This window comes from Crocosphaera sp. Alani8, from assembly GCF_038442745.1.
In the GTDB taxonomy this organism is placed as follows: domain Bacteria; phylum Cyanobacteriota; class Cyanobacteriia; order Cyanobacteriales; family Microcystaceae; genus Crocosphaera.
In genome coordinates this window covers 1-16496 of the sequence record NZ_JARVCN010000008.1, presented here as the reverse complement: position 1 = coordinate 16496, position 16496 = coordinate 1, and the positions used below count along the sequence as shown (strand labels likewise).

General features: G+C 36.8%; 18 protein-coding genes. All 18 read right to left on the bottom strand.

Annotation, left to right across the window (positions count from 1 at the left end; all coding sequences use genetic code 11):
- Positions 1 to 853 (bottom strand): iron uptake porin (locus tag P9B04_RS00580; protein WP_342053051.1); only part of this gene is annotated, 853 nt, incomplete at its 3' end.
- Positions 854 to 1127: 274 nt separating this feature from the next.
- On the bottom strand, positions 1128 to 1547 hold the full coding sequence (locus tag P9B04_RS00575; RefSeq protein WP_342053050.1) for a secondary thiamine-phosphate synthase enzyme YjbQ: 420 nt from the start codon (positions 1545 to 1547) through the stop codon (positions 1128 to 1130).
- 31 nt (positions 1548 to 1578) lie between these two features.
- Positions 1579 to 3027: a cysteine--tRNA ligase gene (gene cysS / locus P9B04_RS00570; protein WP_342053049.1), complete on the bottom strand. Its 1449-nt coding sequence runs from the start codon at positions 3025 to 3027 to the stop codon at positions 1579 to 1581.
- A 407-nt stretch (positions 3028 to 3434) separates the two neighbouring features.
- The gene (locus tag P9B04_RS00565) at positions 3435 to 4589 is read right to left on the bottom strand and encodes a UDP-sulfoquinovose synthase (RefSeq protein ID WP_342053048.1); all 1155 of its coding nucleotides are present in this window, start codon (positions 4587 to 4589) and stop codon (positions 3435 to 3437) included.
- 201 nt (positions 4590 to 4790) lie between these two features.
- A complete protein-coding gene (locus P9B04_RS00560) occupies positions 4791 to 5168 on the bottom strand; it encodes a DUF423 domain-containing protein (RefSeq protein WP_342053047.1) in 378 nt (125 codons plus the stop codon).
- A 35-nt stretch (positions 5169 to 5203) separates the two neighbouring features.
- The gene (gene nfi, locus P9B04_RS00555) at positions 5204 to 5869 is read right to left on the bottom strand and encodes a deoxyribonuclease V (protein WP_342053046.1); all 666 of its coding nucleotides are present in this window, start codon (positions 5867 to 5869) and stop codon (positions 5204 to 5206) included.
- Between the two features lie 61 nt (positions 5870 to 5930).
- Positions 5931 to 7100, bottom strand: coding sequence for a glycosyltransferase family 4 protein (locus P9B04_RS00550; RefSeq protein WP_342053045.1), 1170 nt, complete (start codon positions 7098 to 7100; stop codon positions 5931 to 5933).
- A 31-nt stretch (positions 7101 to 7131) separates the two neighbouring features.
- A complete protein-coding gene (locus P9B04_RS00545; protein ID WP_342053044.1) occupies positions 7132 to 8220 on the bottom strand; it encodes a glycosyltransferase family 4 protein in 1089 nt (362 codons plus the stop codon).
- Positions 8221 to 8265: 45 nt separating this feature from the next.
- A complete protein-coding gene (locus tag P9B04_RS00540; protein ID WP_342053043.1) occupies positions 8266 to 9015 on the bottom strand; it encodes a sulfotransferase domain-containing protein in 750 nt (249 codons plus the stop codon).
- Between the two features lie 14 nt (positions 9016 to 9029).
- Complete coding sequence (locus P9B04_RS00535) at positions 9030 to 9794, bottom strand: Stf0 family sulfotransferase (RefSeq protein WP_342053042.1); 765 nt, start codon at positions 9792 to 9794, stop codon at positions 9030 to 9032.
- A gap of 10 nt (positions 9795 to 9804) precedes the next feature.
- The gene (locus P9B04_RS00530; RefSeq protein WP_342053041.1) at positions 9805 to 10641 is read right to left on the bottom strand and encodes a sulfotransferase family protein; all 837 of its coding nucleotides are present in this window, start codon (positions 10639 to 10641) and stop codon (positions 9805 to 9807) included.
- Between the two features lie 87 nt (positions 10642 to 10728).
- Positions 10729 to 11418 (bottom strand): sulfotransferase family 2 domain-containing protein, encoded by a 690-nt coding sequence (locus tag P9B04_RS00525; RefSeq protein ID WP_342053040.1) that lies wholly within the window; start codon positions 11416 to 11418, stop codon positions 10729 to 10731.
- Between the two features lie 64 nt (positions 11419 to 11482).
- Positions 11483 to 12706: an ABC transporter ATP-binding protein gene (locus tag P9B04_RS00520; RefSeq protein WP_342053039.1), complete on the bottom strand. Its 1224-nt coding sequence runs from the start codon at positions 12704 to 12706 to the stop codon at positions 11483 to 11485.
- A 207-nt stretch (positions 12707 to 12913) separates the two neighbouring features.
- Positions 12914 to 13825: an ROK family protein gene (locus P9B04_RS00515; protein WP_342053038.1), complete on the bottom strand. Its 912-nt coding sequence runs from the start codon at positions 13823 to 13825 to the stop codon at positions 12914 to 12916.
- 13 nt (positions 13826 to 13838) lie between these two features.
- Positions 13839 to 14906 (bottom strand): glycerate kinase, encoded by a 1068-nt coding sequence (locus P9B04_RS00510; protein WP_342053037.1) that lies wholly within the window; start codon positions 14904 to 14906, stop codon positions 13839 to 13841.
- Positions 14907 to 14918: 12 nt separating this feature from the next.
- Positions 14919 to 15251, bottom strand: a complete 333-nt coding sequence (locus P9B04_RS00505) for a DUF565 domain-containing protein (RefSeq protein WP_342053036.1) — start codon at positions 15249 to 15251, stop codon at positions 14919 to 14921.
- 28 nt (positions 15252 to 15279) lie between these two features.
- The gene (locus P9B04_RS00500) at positions 15280 to 15849 is read right to left on the bottom strand and encodes a DUF3611 family protein (RefSeq protein ID WP_342053035.1); all 570 of its coding nucleotides are present in this window, start codon (positions 15847 to 15849) and stop codon (positions 15280 to 15282) included.
- Positions 15850 to 15933: 84 nt separating this feature from the next.
- Positions 15934 to 16356 (bottom strand): hypothetical protein, encoded by a 423-nt coding sequence (locus P9B04_RS00495; RefSeq protein WP_342053034.1) that lies wholly within the window; start codon positions 16354 to 16356, stop codon positions 15934 to 15936.
- Positions 16357 to 16496 lie beyond the last annotated feature (140 nt).

Here is a 16496-nt window from a genome sequence, read left to right as displayed (position 1 = left end):
TTTGTCCCCTAACTTTCGGCGAGTCCCCCCAGACTTTTTGAGAAGCTTCATTATTATCTCTCGGTAAATCAAAGGAAAATCGTCCTTCAAAGTCTCCAATTTCGTTCTGAAAGGAGTTACCAATACTACCAGAAGTTAGACGAGTGATTAGTTGATCTTTTCCTGAAAAACTCGTTACCATCTGTAAACGAATTTTACTGGTAAAAACTGTTTGTGCATCTAAATCTCTCGTTCCAGTTCCATTATTAATATCGTCTCCAAAAGCATCTGCTAAGTTAAAAACAATATCCCCTTGTAATTTGGTTGTTGTGGAAAATTGATGGTCTTCTAAATAGGCAGTTCTTACCTCTAAATTATCAATTCTTGCCCCTAAAGCCATTAATTCTTGTTCAAATTCTTGAGCAAGTCGCTTCATTTTTTCAATGTCTTCTCTGAGGACAGCAACATTTTCTTGTAGTAGTCTTTCAATGGTATTTAAACAAGCATTTAAACCGGCGGCAAACTCCCAACGACTGACACTTCGTTCCCCTCGAAAAGTGCGGTCAGGATATCCTGCAATACATCCATACCTTTCCACTAAGCTCCGTAACGCTTCATAGGCCCAAGCAGTAGGACTAATATCCCGTAACTCCGAAACACTGGTTACTTGGTTCATGGAGTTAGATGTGCTGTTAAAAGTTTTGTGACGGGGACGGGGTTTAGAAAAAGGGCTTTGAGTCGGCCTCTGAGGTAAAATGGTGGGTGTTGATTCCGGAATGGAAACCTCGTTGGCCTTGACAGATGTTGTTAATAACGAGAGTCCGGCAACAAGGAAAGAATAGGGAAGCAAACACCGCAAAATATGTTGATTCATTTTAAAACTAAAACCTCACACCAAAAATTAATTAAGGCTTGACCTTAACTTAAAGTATACATAACTTACAGAGGTAGTAAATCACAATTGTATAATTAGATACAAAATCATAACTTACAATGTAGAAAATGCAGTCTCTTTATGTATTATTTGCAATTTAGATAAGCGATCGCAGCTTATACTAAATCAGGTTCTTAAACCCATCTTATCTTCTGGAAAAGGCAGGACGTAGGAGTTAAATTTTAGGTTGTTCTATTCAATCAAAAACAGCAGCTTAGTCACCATTAATGTGAACAACAATCTCTCGTTGATGACTTCGTTTACGGTGTTCCCAAAGATAAATACCTTGCCAAGTTCCTAACACTAATTTACCGTTATAAATAGGAATTTGTTCTGATGTTTTTGTTAACACAGAACGAATATGAGCCGGCATATCGTCAGCACCTTCTGCACTATGTTCATAAAGTTTAGAATCTTCAGGAACTAGCTTAGAAAAAAAGCTTGTTAAGTCTACTAAAACGTCGGGATCAGTATTTTCTTGAATAATTAAAGAAGCAGACGTATGACGCACGAAAATAGTACATAAACCCGTCGAAATTCCTGATTGATTGACAACATTTTCAACGTCACCAGTAATACGATGAAAATCTTTTCCTCTTGTGCGAATAGTTAATAGCTGTTGATGATGATTCATTAAGTCCTTAACCCTGATCAACTAAAAGATGTTAATTATGATGCCAAGTTGTCACCCCGGCAGCTTTATCCACTAAGACAATACCTTGCTCCTTTAACTGATCTCGAATGCGATCGCTTTCTGTAAAATTCTTATTTTTTCTCGCTTCTTTTCTTTGTTCAATTAAGGTTTCAATTTCAGTATCATCTAAACCATTACTCTCTCTAGGTTTCAACTGATTTTCATCTGCTTCTAACCCTAAAACATGAGCCAATGATCTCAAAGTGTACCATTGTTTTTGTAATAATTCCGAAGACGTTTCAGTGTTTCCTTGATGCACTAATAAATTACGTTCTTTGCGTAAATCTTTGGCTATTTCAAACAAAACTGCTAAGCCACCGGCAAAGTTAAAATCATCATTAACTGCCTCTTGAAATCTTTGTACAAACTCAGGTAGTAACTCAGGTAAATCTCGTTTAAACCCTAATTTACTGCCGTATTCAAAGCCAAATAATAACCCTTCTGATAAAGTATGCCAACCATTAGTCGCTGCTGCCAATGCTTCATCCGTAAAATCCACAGGCTTGCGATAATGTGCCTGTAAAATGAATAATCTGACGGCCATTGGTTCAAATTTTTCCAACAACTCTCGAATCGTTGTGAAATTGCCCAAGGACTTGGACATTTTTTCCCCACTCACCTTAACCATGCCATTATGTAACCAATAACTGGCTAAAGCTTTCCCTGTCACAGCTTCTGACTGGGCGATTTCATTTTCGTGGTGAGGAAAAATTAGGTCACTTCCCCCCGCATGAATATCAATACTTTCTCCCAGTATTTCCCTAACCATAGCAGAACATTCAATATGCCATCCAGGGCGGCCTTTGCCCCAAGGAGAGTCCCAAGCAGGTTCCCCAGGTTTAGCCCCTTTCCAAAGAGCGAAGTCAGCCGCATCTTTTTTCTTGCTGGCTTCGGGATCTTCTACTACTACCCTACCACTAGCACCGGCTTGTAAGTCTTCTAGTTTACGGCCAGAGAGTTTTCCGTATTCTTTAAAGCGACCAACATCATAATAAACATCCCCTTGGGAAGCATAAGCGTATCCCTTAGTTTCCAACTCCGACACTAGGCGTTGAATACCTTTGAGGGTATGGGTTGCCCGAGGATAAGCGTCAGCTTTCTGCACCCCCAGACGTTCCATGTCTTCAAAATACGCCTCAATGAACCGTTCTGACACCGCCTCCATAGTGGTTTTTTCTCGTCTAGCGCGGTTCAAAATCTTATCATCAATATCGGTAAAATTCTGAATGTAAGTCACTGTATAGCCACACCATTGCAAATAATGTCTCACCACGTCCCAAACAATACAAGTCCTTGCATGACCTAAGTGACAATAATCATATGTCGTAATGCCACAGCAGTACATTTTCACCGTATCTTTTTCAATGGTGGTGAAAGGTTCTTTCTTGCGGGTTAAAGTGTTGTATACAGTGAGTGTCATTTGCCATTTTGATGGAATTGAGTTGATAGGTGGCTAGATAGCCTCCTATTAACTTAACATAAGTATTCAGCCACCCGCTAAGATATGGAAGAGGTGAGCATCGGTTTAATTTAACTCACCTTCGATCAACACACAAAGAAAGCTGATGACCTGAGTTAGAGATCTAGAGAATTTATAGAAAATTTGTCACCGAGCATCCCCATGACGAGGAAACTTTCGCTGGTTCCCTCGTCAAGTTTAGGAGTCTCAAACACCTATCATCTTCTCACAAAAGACTTAACTCCCAACTGAGGTTGATGGGCTTTTCTCTATTCTATGATCTCTCAATCTTAAATCTTCCTTCTATGGGTTAGTTTTAAGCTGATGGCTGACTGCTAATAGTTAAATACTTATAACTGAAGGAGGGATTATTTTCGATGCCAAGACACCTGGGGTAGAATTTGCTCTTTGTCAACCCTTCCCTTATATTTCTCAGCAAAATTTAACAAAGAATCTAGAAGAGAATCAGACAGATAATGGGGTTGTAAACCTAAATCTAATAACTTAGTATTTTTGGCGTTGAAATAGTGTTCTTCTAATTCAACTCTGGGGTTTTCTAGGTTATTGATTTCCACATCTAAACCGATAGCATTCCCTGCTTTTTTCACCATTAAAGCCAAATCTTTAACACTGAATAACTCAGTAAACTGGTTAAAGACACGGAATTTTCCTTCATCTGCTGGGTTATTAATGGCAATCTCAATACATCTGACTGTGTCTCGGATATCTAAAAATCCCCTGGTTTGTCCACCCTTACCATACACCGTCAAAGGATGACCGATCGCAGCTTGAATACAAAAACGGTTTAGAGCAGTACCAAAAACCCCATCGTAGTCTAGACGGTTAATGAGCATTTCGTCCATGCCCGTTTCTTCCGTTAACACCCCATAAACCACCCCTTGGTTCAAATCAGTGGCCCGTAAACCCCAAATTTTACAGGCAAAATGGATATTATGGCTATCGTGTACCTTGCTCAAATGGTAAAAACTACCGGGTTGTTTGGGATAGGGTAAAGTGTCTTTGCGTCCGTTGTGTTCGATGGTAATATACCCTTCTTCGATATCAATATTCGGTGTACCGTATTCTCCCATTGTTCCCAATTTAACGAGGTGACAGTCTGGGAAATCTTCTTTCATCGCGTAGAGAATATTAAGGGTTCCCACTACATTATTCACCTGGGTAAACACCGCGTGTTCCCTGTCAATCATGGAATAAGGAGCAGAACGTTGTTCTCCAAAATGGACGATAGACCCCGGCTCAAACTGCTGTAAGGTCTGACTTAAAAAGCTATAATCGGTAATGTCCCCCACAAACAAGTCAATGGTTTTCCCCGTCAACTCTTGCCAACGTTGAATGCGTTTCTGAATAGGGGCGATGGGAGTTAGGGTATCTACTCCTAGCTTAGAGTCCCAATAGCGTCGACTCAAATTATCTAGAATACCAACATCATACCCTTGATTGGAAAGATGTAGGGCAGTTGCCCAACCGCAATAACCGTCACCGCCAATAACAAGAACTTTCATACTGACTCTAATAAATAAATTTGCTGATCTCAGGTAACAATACCAGGACTCGGCACTCCCTAGACCATTGAATATCCAAACTTTTGTGCCTAATAGGTCAGTTTATCACCTAAGAGGGAACACTTAAGCAATACTATTAAATTTTTATTTCATTCTTGTTGTGGTGATCTCCAAGGAACTCCGAATTAGGACAAGCTTAGGTTAATTTATTCGCCAAGCTGCGATCGCCAAACTTAACCAACCAATAATAAATGCTACCCCACCAATCGGGGTTATTGCTCCTAACCATTTAATCCCCGTCAAACTCAAAGCGTAAAGACTGCCTGAAAAGATCAGAACACCAATAATAAAAGCATATCCTGCGCTAATCATGGTTACTGGGGCCATTTCTACCCGAGTTAGGAGTAAAGCTATCAATACTAAACCTAGGGCGTGATACATTTGGTATCGTGTTCCTGTCTCAAATATCTCTAGATAGCGATCGCTTAATTTATTTTTCAGAGCGTGGCTAGCAAATGCGCCTCCTGCTACGGATAAAGCCGCTAAAATTGAACCGATAAAAAGAAAAATTTTGCTCATATTCTGTAACAAAAAAACTGATCATTGATAACTGTTTAATTATGACTTGATGCTAACTTATCTGCCCATCTTGTGGTTTCTGGTAAGCGATATTTCGTTAAACAAGCCATCACATAATCTAAGGCTGTGGGTAAACTAATTTTATGTCCAATGGAAACATAAATGGGTTTAACATTTTTTCTTGATCTTAACACGGCTCCAATGAGTTCTCCTTTGTCAATTAAGGGTTGCCAACTACCTTTTTCTGAGGCAACTTCTTCGTGTTTTCCGATCAACAGAGATTTAGCAACCCCAATAGTAGGACAATCGAGCAAAATACCTAAATGAGAAGCAATACCTAAGCGTCGAGGGTGTGCTATCCCTTGTCCATCACAGAGAATGATGTCAGGAATAATTGTGAGTTTTTCTATGGCTTTTAACAAAGCCGGAATTTCTCGAAACGATAAAAAATTAGGTATGTAAGGGAAGGTTGTCGGTATTAATGCGGTTTGACTTTCTACTAATTCTAAACTGGGGAATTTTAATACTGCGATCGCTGCTTTGGTAATTTTATAATTATCTTGAAACGCCACATCGACTCCTGCTACATAATTTACTTTATTTATTTTCTCTTGCATTATTATTTTTTTTACTAATTCTTGTTGTATTATTTTTGCTTCATCTAGGGATTTAGGGTGTAAATAGTGTTCTTTTATTTTCATTATTTTTAGCTCAACAAAAATCTAAGCTCCTACAAGATTTTCCTCGAGGTGCGTTCTAGTCTTATTTCAGTAAATTCTTGATTTTTGTTCTTATTTTCTTTCCAAGAGGGGCAACTTTTTGGGCAGATTTTTGCTTCCTAAGCAATAAATATTCTTGAAAAATTTTATTTTCCTGAAGTGGAATTAAATTATGTTCTTTATCTATTCTTTCTAAAAACTTTTCTGGTGAATATTGCTCTGCTATCTCCCTAAAAAAGTTTGGTGGATAATTATTTTTATTGTTCCAGTAATTGATAATGTTGTCGATCATCATATTTACATCAGAGGCTACAAATTCTCCTGGTATCATTTCTTTTGTTCCTACACTATCAAAACAGAAAACAGGTAAATTACAGGCTAGTGCTTCAAAAGCAACAATGGGAGATGGATCATCACGACTACTCAATAAGAAGATATCGTATTCAGGAAAGCGAGCAGGCAAATCATTGACAAAGCCTAGAAAATTGCAATTTTCAGGAATATCAGGATAATACTTCTTGATTTCTTCTAACGATGAACCAAACCAATAACCACTACAATTTAAGTGACTATAATTGTTCGATAATTCTTCGCAAACTTTACAAAAATAATCAGTCCCTTTTCTAAAAAAACTTTCGATATTAGCAATACTTCCAGAACCTAATATTTTAATATTATTAGACTCATTTCTAAGCGAATGTTTGCTGTATTGCTTAATATCAATTGCTTCTGTTACAATTAAAACATCTTCGTAATTTCTTTTAAAAATATACATAATTAGTTGTTTAGCTTGAGAAAATGGAACCCAATGTTTAACATATTTCTGTTGGAGCATTAGATTGATTTTTTCCCATTGCTCAGAATTAAATTGAGAAAAATGGAGGTTCAGTTGCCAAGCCATTTCATGCCAATAAATAATAACTGGTAGATTTGTTTTTTTTGCGTATTCCAAAGCATAAATTGCATTATCACTCAGAAGAGAACAACAGCCGTTAAATAAGATAGTTATATTTTCATTATCTGTTTTTTCTACTAATTGCTGTTTAAATTTTTCTGGAGGTGAATGTACAAATATATAATCTGAATGGGGATAAACTGCTTTTGGGCTAAGAAATACATTATAAACACTTGTACAAGGACTAATACTTCTATCTTTGGGATGATGGGAAACGAGCAAATATTTCGTTTTAACCGATTGATCAATACTATCCATAATGTTAATATGCGAATGAGGTTGTTAATAATTACTGATCGATGACTTTATTATATATTTCTAGGGTTTTGTTGGCTATATGTGTCCAATTCAAATAAGTTTCTGCAAAATTCCTCGCAGCTTTGCTTCTCTTAACTTGTTCTTGTCGGTTTTCTGCCAATTCTAAGATTGCGTTAACAAATCCATCTACATCTCCAATCTGTAATAATTCAGCGAAGTCGCTTCTTGTGTAATCCCGTAACCCTCCTACATCGTTAGAAATCACAGGAAGACCACAGGATATGGATTCTACTAAGGCATTATTAGCTGTGCAATCTAATATTGGCAAGACTAACATTGTTGCTTGCTGATAAAGTTTACGTAATTGTTCGTCGGAAATGCCTCCATACCAATGAACTTGCTCATGACGAGCAATACTAATCAGTTTTGAGTTAGTTTGGGTTCGGTTTTTATTAGCAAGAAGAATATCAAAATGAATATGAGGATTTTGTGCAAGAACTTTTTCAATAACCACAGCTAAGGTATCCAAATCTCGAAGATGTTTCCCAGAAAAGATACATCGGATTAATTTTTTATCATTTTGATTATCGTCCGATGGACAGAAAAAATTTGTATCAACTCCGTGGGGAATAAAAAATACTCGTCCAGGCAAATATTGTTCAAAATAAGCAACTTCTTTACTGCCAACTACTATTAAGGCATCTAAGTTAGTCAGTCTTTTAGGATGCTTATGTAATAGTCGCCACCACCCACCCGGTTGATGGCATGTCCCTATTATTTTGCACGACAAACGTTCCTTCCAATTAGGTAAAATCCCCAATTGATTTTCTACATAAGTTACATGAATTAAATTAGGATGCCACTGTAAACTTGTAAAAATAGTCTTTATTTCTGCTGTGGTACTATCGAGGGCATACATAGGACTTCCTTTAGGGTTTTTCCCAACTCTTTGTACTATTGAGCGCAAAATTTTTTTTCTAGGTTGTCCTGGACGTTGCAACACACTTTTGTGTGCGTCATTAGGAAGAATTGTGGACATAGACTCACACAGTTGATCATAACCACTATGTTTACCCATCCAATCAAAACGCCTTCTTACCCAGAGAATCTTCGGGTTCATCTTCGTTAATTTTCCTCTTTTTCTGAATAATTAAAAGCAACTATATTAGATTTCGCTTTCATATCCTAGTGTACATAAAATTTGCCCCGCTATTTCTTGAAAATAAATAGTTTCCTGTTTGGAGAAATATTTTTCCCAGTCACCGGGTTTTCCAATGAAGTTTTTGCGGTATTTTATCAGTTGCTGTTGTGATAAATATTGACTGTTAAATATCTCAATTGCTTGTTGGATAATTGTTGATGATACCTCCACTCCCAATCTCATCATTAAACTAGCTAATGTTTCTTCTGGTATGGCTAGTAAGTCTTCATAGCGAATAATAGCAGTTGGTTGATTATCTAGGGAAGTTTGAACATGAGAAACCCACTCCGATACATGACTATGTAAAAACCTAGAAAAAGGAGACAGTTCCAACTTAGTAGATAACTTTTCAAGTCCTAGTTTTCGAGACACTTTACTTGTAAAAGTTCTCTGGCGAATATGGGGGTTACTTTTATCTTTAGGAAATTTTTGCTTATGATAATAACATAGCATCAAGTCACGACCATCACGAACCATATAGATAACAGGAGTCTTAGTTTGGGTTGCGATGTTAATTCTGTTTGTTCTCATAACTTTCCCCGAATCAACCTCATAGCTTGGATGGGTTAAATTTCCTTTAAGATAGGATTGTAGGTCTTTATCTTGAAGTAAATTATTAGGGTAATCTAAATCAGAGTATTCTGTATTAAAGCAATAGGCTAACAGATAGGCTAACCAATGGGTCTGAGACTCGGGATATCCAACTACATACATATTCAGCGGAGGTGTTATTTGTCTAGAAGTTGTTCAAAATTGCTTCCTCGTAAGGTATCACAAACTTCCTCGTAATTTTCAACAATATCTCGAAGATTATCAGAGTTCATTTTTACTATATCAGTGGTTAATAGTCCAGAAGATGGTATTTCTAAAAATTCAAGGATTGTCTGTATTTCCTCTTTTTGATTGTTTATCAAGGATTCATAGCTAACCTCAATATTGTCTGTCTCCCTACACCAATCACGATAGTGAGACACTTTTTTTTCCATCTTTTCTAGTTCGAGTTTAAGTTTGTGAATATCTAAATTTATTTTTACAATGGGCAACTTTTCGTCAGAAGCCCAAATACCTCTTTTTCTGGCAGTTTCTCGAGAAACAAGGGTTTTTAGTAAATTGAGCCTGGTATTATGAATAACCTTTACTCCATTGTTTCTAACCCATTGTAAAACTTCAGGTATCATTCGGTCTTGGGAATACATAAACTTAAAACCGACGGCATTAACATGGGTTGGAGATGTGTAAATTTCTGTTAAATATTTATTAATAAGCTGTTTTGGAAAAAACTGATGATTTATCTTTGCGATAATTGACTTGTTTTTATATTTTTCGTAGCCAATTTCAAAATGTTTTGCAACTTTAGCACGTTTAGATCGGTTAACAAGATCTTTTTGAAATAACTCGGAATAACATTCTATTTGGTTATGACTGGATAAGAGATGGGCTAAAAAAGTTGAGCCAGTACGTTGCGTTGTAAGAATAATAAATTTAATACTCATTAATTTTTACTTAGTTTAATGTTTTTTGATAACCATATTTTACCAGTGAATAATCAGCAAAGGAAGCAGCAATTAACTTATCGCTAATTGTAAATTTTGTCTCCCATTGACCAATTCCTTTTTTTGTAATCTGGTGTTGTTGCGAAACATCGCGCGAACCTGCTTCCCAGCTAGGAATATCGTGTTTTTTTTGTCCATAGTTTAAAACATCATCTGACCAAGGTTCATCTATAAAATAGAGAATTTTTTCCAAAATGATACGAGGTTCTTCAACTAAATCTTCGTAACGAATTTGACAAACATCTAAATTGTATTCTTGCTGCCATTTTTCAAATTGTGTTATCCATAAACACCATCTTCTTAGTGCATTTAAACGAGTATTTCTCGCCTTTTCCCCTTTATTTGACAGGTTTAAATTTTTCCCCCAAGTTTCTTTTTCTTTGTAAGATGAGCAAGCTACATCCCGACCATCCCGAATAATATGAATGTATTTACTATTAGGAAATAATTGGACGAGGAAGGGAATTTCTGTAATATGGTCGGGGGTTTTTTCCAACCATCTCTTTTTTCCTTGTGCTTGAGCATAAGAACTCAAAATGTTAGAAAATGCCTCCCCTAATATTAAAGCGACATTCTCCTCTGATAAACCGCTAAAGTTAGCCACTGGCCCTCGTTGATCTTTCACTAGAGAATGGTACAAATCTTTAAAGGAAGTTGTTTGACCGTAACTTCCGGCTGTCCAAGGACATTCTGGGCCTACTGCGAGATTAGGATGAGAATCTAGCATAATTCTTAGTAAAGTCGTGCCAGATCGTGGCACACCCAGGATAAATAATTCTGAAGACATCTTTCTAATCACTTTTATATAACAAGTCAAATTTTAAAAGGCTAGGAAACTCTTTGTCGGATACAATGTTTTCACTTCCCTTAAAAGTTACCATTGGTAATCAAAGTAAGAAATTTCTTTAGCAAATACCTTAGCAATCCTTTCCTTATCCTTCTCAGATAAAATATCTTTGTAACTACGCTTATCCTTTCTATAACCTCCTTTTGCATTGGGAAGATTAGGGACTCCTTGTAACCCAATGCGTTCCTTAATTTCTTTTAAGGATTCGTCTAAATATTCGTATTTGAATACTTTATCAACTACTATATCTGAGGAGCGGGTGTAAAGTTTAAAGCCTTTAATCTTTTCGATGCTTATTGAGTGTACAAAATCTGTGATCGATAGTTGAGACTTACCTTGACGAGTAGTTATAAAATAATAATAAGATACCACTTTGTCCCATGGATTTCTTTCAAAGCAAAATTTGAAATAAGAGTTCCATATTTTCTGATCAACATATTTCATTATGTATGAGGCACTAGCATGGTTATAAAACTCGAGTCTCTCTCGATCCTGTATTGCTTGTACAAAATCACTCATTGAATATTTAGTGAGGGGGATTTTATAATTTTGAGGACCTCTGTAATTTAGTTTTTTCCTTATAAGTTCATCCTCGGGAATAATAGGAGTAATAACATCATCTGGACCGCAATATTTTGACAAGGCAATCTCTATAGATGTGCCAGCAGTTTTTTCAGTTTTTATAAAAATAAACTTATTTTTATGGGATATTATCATAAGACTATACCAATTTCGCTTAGCTTAATAATTTGCTGTACTATGACTGTGATGAATTTGTAATTTATGATGCTGTTTCTACTATTTCCCAATCACCACAAAGTTGAACAGGTGCATAGCCAAAAAAATCTCCCACCACTCTGAACGGAGAACAATTGTACCTTTTGCATAAAACTTCCCCTCCTTTGAGAGAATTGGGGTTATGACTCAGTATATTAATAGCAAGAGCATATCGACCTGGATTTAAGTTAACTTCGTTGAAGCGGACTGTCACCGTCATCAAATTACCAGTATTTGCAATTTCAGAACTGTTAGCTGATGAATAACATTGCAAAACATTTTGTAACTCTTGGTTAATAATTGTTACACAAAATACAACTGAGCTAAAGGTAGGAGCAATTTTACAGGTGATAGCAACCCCCATACTGTCCATATAACGGATTTCTGTAGCTTCTTTTTGACCATTACTTTCAAGTTTTACATCATTAATGATGGCTTTTCCATTTCCCATGACAACATTTTCTTCTTCTCCTTGAAAGTAAGAATAAAACTTATCAATCCCTTGAGGAACGTCTTTACCTTGAAAAACAGGTTGTCCATGATCCATCACTAAAATGTCAGAACAGACTCGATTAATTTGGGGCATACTGTGGGAAACCAATACAACTGCTGCATTTTCCATCATTCTATAAATGCTATTAAAACACTTGGCTCGGAATCCTACGTCTCCAACCGCTAGGACTTCATCTAATAACAATACGTCGGGTTCCATTTGAGCAGCAATGGCAAAACCGAGACGAACTTTCATCCCAGAACTATAATTTACCACTGGTGTGTCAATAAAGTCTTCTAACTCAGAAAAATCAATAATAGCATCTAGTTTCTTATCAATTTCTGCCTTGGTAAAACCCAAAACTGCTCCTCTACTATAGATATTTTCCCTACCTGTTAAAATAGCGTTAAATCCAGCACTCAGTTCAATTAGGGCTGAAATTCTTCCTCTCATTTCAATTCTTCCCCTATCGGGTTTGATCAGTCCATTAAGAATTTTTAAGAGAGTACTTTTTCCTGCTCCATTGGGTCCTATTAGTCCCAAACACTCTCCCCGACGTAACTCAAAGGAAACACCATTTACTGACCAAAATTCATCGTCCCTGAGTTGATGTTCATATTTGCGGGCTGTCGCTTCTGACATGATATCCTGAAAACCATACCACAGAGATCTCTTGAGATCACGACAAAACTTTTTCGAGACATTATTAACCTTAATTAATGGTTCATCAGCCATATAACGTAAAATCTCCTTATTAATGAATGTCGATTCAAAAGTAGAATGTTGCTTATCTAAAAATCAGTATTTTTACTAAATACCATCAACAATAAACCAAAAGGACTTCTTTGGTCTTCCTTAACAAAATATCATAAACTTAGGAAAATAGGTAAGTAATTGTGCAATCAAAATTTTTGTACAAATAAACTACAATAAATTAAATTCTTACTCTTGAATAATTTTGTTTTGTTCTACCAATTCCCAAGCTAGTTTTGCCGCACCTACCATTCCGGCTCGATTACCCAATCTTGCGGTTAATAACTGTAGACTTTCTCGGGAACTGGCTAAAACCCTTCTTTCTATTTCCTCTCGGGTAGCTGGAAAGAAAAAGCGAGTGCTACCGCTAATACCTCCCCCAATGACGATCGCTTCTGGGGTCAACACATAAATTAAACTAGCTAAACCGGCACCCAATAAACAACCATAACTCTCCCAAAACTCCAGAGTTTGTTTATCCCCTTTTTCAGCTAATTCTCCGAGTTCTGCCGGCTCTTTACCAGTCATGCGACGAATGGCTCCAATGGAGCCGTACTGTTCTAAAGATCCATTATTACCGCTATTACAAACGGGGCCGTCAAAATTGAGTGTAATTAACCCCAACTCTCCGGCTGACCCTAAATGGCCTGTAAAAAGATGACCATTGAGGATAATGGCCCCACCAACTCCGGTTCCCAGAGTTAACACGATCAGGTTTTGATAGTCTTGACCTGCACCTAACCAAGCTTCCCCTAAACCAGCACAGTTGGCATCGTTGGCGATGGTTGTGGGTAGTCCTGTTTTCTCTTCTAACCAGTCTGCCAGGGGAACGTTTTGCCACCCGGCCAAGTTGATAGCAACTTTAGCGATTCTACCATTCTTGTCAGCAGGGCCAGGAGTTCCCACTCCCAAGGCGAGACAACCAGCATCGGGAGCTAGGTGAGCGATCGCTTCCACCATCGCTTCTAGAACTGCGGGAGGGGTTGCTGGTTGGGGAGTCGGGACGGTTAGGGAGTTGATGCAAGTTCCATCCACTAAGAACTGTCCCAGTTTGATAGCGGTACCACCGAGATCAAGGCCAATAACTGATAGTTTTTCCATATTAGTAAAAGTCTTAATACTGAAATTTCAGATAATTATCTATGTGTTGAGGATAGTGGTTATGGTCAATGGTAATCACCAAGTCAACAATGTGGGGATTTTGGGCTAAAGGTGTTACAAATAGCTGGGGGTGTAAAGCTTTCCAAAAATAGTTAACAAACTCGTCTACTTGCCGATTATTCATGCCTATTTTACTCAATAATATCATTTTTTGTTCTGCTTCTTTGCGCCATTGTTTACTGCAAGTGTAATCTTTCGGATACAAAACCATCAGGCTATCCAATTTTTCCCACAAGGGTAAATAAGTTTTCAAGTTTTCATTAATATCTCTAGCAAACTGTTTATCTTCTTCTGTCTTAATAGGTAATGGTGGTTGATTAAATTCGCTTTCTTTGATAGGTTTTACTCCTAAAAACCAGCCTTCAAATAAAACAATATCGGGTTTATTAGTAATTTCTGGTTCCACTCTATCTCCCTCCCCATTCCATAAAGACTTGTCGAAGCGAGGTATAGAAATAGGTAGGGAATAATTAGGATCTTTCAATTGACTTAAAATTTTAATTCCTAATTGTACATCATGGGTTCCCGGTGGACCACGCCAAAGAAAACGAGGATCAATTTCTTTTAATTTTTCCCGTTCTCTGTAGGTTTTGTAGAAATCATCGATAGAAATAGAAATAGTTGTATATCCTAATTGTTTTAAAATTAAACAGAGAATTTTTGATAGGGTTGTTTTGCCTGTTCCTTGCACCCCTAAAATTCCTTGTATTAATGGTTTTGTTTTACTGCTTTGTTTTTCACTTAACTGAATAGCCAAAGGGAGCCAAAGTTTCCACAAAAGGCACATTTTATCGTTGCCACTAAACCCTAATTTTTGACAATATTCAAATACTGAATTATGGCTTTTTTGCCATAAAATGAGACGCTGTTCGATTTTCTCTAAGCCATTTTCTACAGTTATACCAAATATATTACAAAAAGATTGATTTTGTAAATCTTGCTGTAATAAACTATCTAAATTTGATGGAGAAAAATATGGAGATTTATTTAGTATTTCCAGTAACTTGATAAAATCTTTCATTTCCATGCTCACTCAAGAACCGAGTTTTAAGGCTTCTATGTATAAACTATAAGTCACTCCAATTTTAAAAAGATTGAGAATATCAAGACTGAGCGATCGCTTTTCTTTCTTATTCCGACTGTATACGATTCTGCTTACTCCTTCAGTAAAAATGAGCAGAAAAATACCTACAGTAATGTCCCAATAAGATTCCTGTCCTGCGGTAGTGGAAACAGATTGACCGACAAAAAATCCTAAAAGAATACTAATCAAACTTAAAGAAATGCGTCGCCAAGGATTACTAAAAGTTTCATTAAATCTAGTTTGAGTAACTTCTACTAATGTATTTAATCGAGTTCTTTGCATAGCTTAAATTAACCTATTTTTTTATTAATTAGCGATCCAAACGGTCTAATAAATATAAACCCACAACAATGCCAGCAAAGTGACAGAGAATGGTATGAGTATTAGCAAGAAGCAATAAAATTTCGCTAGGAGTAGGTAGTTTACTGGTGTCATAAACCGCTGCCCCTTGAGGAATATTAGAGAGTTTTCGCCATAAAATACCAACAAACCCCTCTGCCCCAATAATTGACAGAAAAATCCCTACTAAATTAGACAATAAACCTGCTCTAATCAATTGTAGTGTAGATGATTTTTTAGGCCTTGCTTTTGCTTCAGGATCTCGCATCAATTGAGCAATTTTTTTATAACGAAAACAAATCAAAATACTTATCACCAAAGCAATAACCCCAGCAACAGAACAAAAGACGCTAAATGAGGTTCCTTCCGTGGAGGTTTCCTGGGCAACCAAACCAGCTAAGGCTAGGAATAATAGGGCAGCCGCTAACACCCCTAACACCAACTGACCCCAAAAGCCTATATTTCCAGACCATTGTAAAATTGTCGCAGCCCGTTTGACATTGGGAGGAAGGGGGCGAGAAATTTCGTAGTTTTGACTCATAATCTGATAGCGAAAACTTCTATAGTTTTAACTCGATGGATTCTTCTTTATGATGACACAGATGAGCAAGTAAGTTTAGATATTCTAGATGACAATGGCCTTTTCTTGAGCAATGGCAAAACCAAGCAAACAATTTTCTAGTAATTGAATTAACCATCGAGATTCCTTTATAGATGTTGACTCGTAATAGTTAAAGAGATGAGCTAATCTTTGCCGTAGAGAATATTTTAATTTGGGGCTTAAAAAGGTTATTTTTAGGAAGAGAGCAACTACTTGAGTTGAGCCTAAACAACTTTTTAAATTAATTAAACCGAGATGATTTGAAGGTTGACTGGGATTGAAAACTAATTCATTTAATAATTGATTACCCACTCGCAAAATCACAAATTCATTGATGGATTTTTGGTGAAAGTTGGTAAGGGTTATGTCAATGGTATGGATCAAATATTTCTCTAGGTGTATTCTTTTCTTTTCATCCTCAATGTCTTGGCTAAAATAATTTATCAACTCTGCCTTGAAGTCTTGACAAGATAAGGATTCAATTTGGTTTAAAAAGTTGTTTGGGTTTTTATTGTTTGTATATTTCTTGGCTAAGTTAGCTAACCGCCGAGAAGCCCCGCACTATAAACGAGGGGGATTTATCAAAC